Annotated in this window: 3 protein-coding genes; all 3 read left to right on the top strand. The window is 72.7% G+C overall.

All coding sequences use genetic code 11. The annotated features are described in order from the left end of the window. Positions 1-240 (top strand): hypothetical protein (locus VTU_RS33475; protein ID WP_010101892.1); only part of this gene is annotated, 240 nt, incomplete at its 5' end. Positions 241-262: 22 nt separating this feature from the next. After that, on the top strand, positions 263-1,069 hold the full coding sequence (locus tag VTU_RS0105760; protein ID WP_010101890.1) for an aldolase/citrate lyase family protein: 807 nt from the start codon (positions 263-265) through the stop codon (positions 1,067-1,069). Continuing rightward, positions 1,066-1,218 (top strand): sugar transferase (locus tag VTU_RS35405; protein ID WP_010101888.1); only part of this gene is annotated, 153 nt, incomplete at its 3' end. The genes VTU_RS0105760 and VTU_RS35405, both read left to right, overlap by 4 nt.

Raw genomic sequence — 1,218 nt, 5'->3', positions numbered from 1 at the left:
GCGCGCGCCGTGCGGCGCTGGATACCGCTGCGCGAGCTGCTGGCTCCGCTGCTCGCGCTGCTCGCCGTGGCCTTGCTGGCGCGCTGGATCGGCCCGGCCGGGGGCGGCCAGGCCGCCCCGGCGCGGACCCTGGGTCCGGAACAGGTCCGGGAGCTGGTTTCGTGCGCCCTGGCCGCGCTCGCCGTTGCCGCAGCCGGCTGGTTCTCGGGCCCGCAGCTGCGCCAGGCGCTGCGCGCATGATTGCTCCCCCACAGCACACACCATGATCGACTTCCTGCAAATCACGAACGACCCCGGGCTGGCGCGCCGCTGCGACCTGCTGCCCGGGATGCGCCTGTTCGTCGATCTGGAAATCCACGGCAAGGCGCAGCGCCAGGCCGGGCGCAACACCTTCATCAGCAGCCATGGCATCGGGGACGTGGGCCGCGTCAGGGCGCAGCTTCGGCGCGCGCGCCTGATGGTGCGGCTCAATCCCTTGCACGCGGGCACGCCGGGGGAGCTGGACAGCGTGCTCGCGCAGGGCGCGGATTCGCTGATGCTGCCCATGTTCCATGCGCCGGACGAATTGCGCAGCTTCAGCGCCCTGGTCGCGGGGCGCGCGCCCATCGTCGCGCTGCTCGAAACGGCGGGCGCGCTCCAGACGCTCGCCGCCTGGATCGACACCCCCGGCCTGAGCGAGGTGTTCGTGGGCTTGAACGATCTGCACTTGGCGCTCGGCTGCCGGTTCATGTTCGAGCCCTTGGCGCAGGGCCTGCTGGATCGCGTCGCCGCGTGCGTGCACGCGCGCGGCCTGCGCTTTGGTTTCGGCGGCATCGCGCGGCTCGACGAGGGGCTGCTGCCGGGGCGCAGCGTGCTCGCGGAACACCTGCGGCTGGGCTCGGCTGCGGTGATCCTGTCGCGCAGCTTCCATGGGGGCGCGGACGCCGAATCATTCGAGGACCGGGTGCAGGCGCTGCGGCAGGCGGAACGCGCGCTGCGCGAGCGCGCTGCGCAGCAGGTGGAGGGCGACCGCCTGCGCATCCGGGCGGACATCGAGGCGATCGCAGCGCGCATGGGGCGGAGCGCGTGAAGCGCCTGCTGGACGCCGTGCTGTCGCTGGCGGCGCTGGTTCTGCTCAGCCCCGTGCTGTTCGCCGCAGCGCTGGCCTGCGCCCTCGGCGACGGTTTTCCGGTGCTCTTCAGACAGCAGCGTGTGGGTCTGCATGGGCGCGAATTCCGG

Source organism: Verminephrobacter aporrectodeae subsp. tuberculatae At4, from assembly GCF_000193225.1.
In the GTDB taxonomy this organism is placed as follows: Bacteria; Pseudomonadota; Gammaproteobacteria; order Burkholderiales; family Burkholderiaceae_C; genus Acidovorax; species Acidovorax aporrectodeae.
The sequence above is the reverse complement of the archived record's forward strand: the minus strand, read 5'-3'. Positions and strand labels throughout refer to the sequence as shown.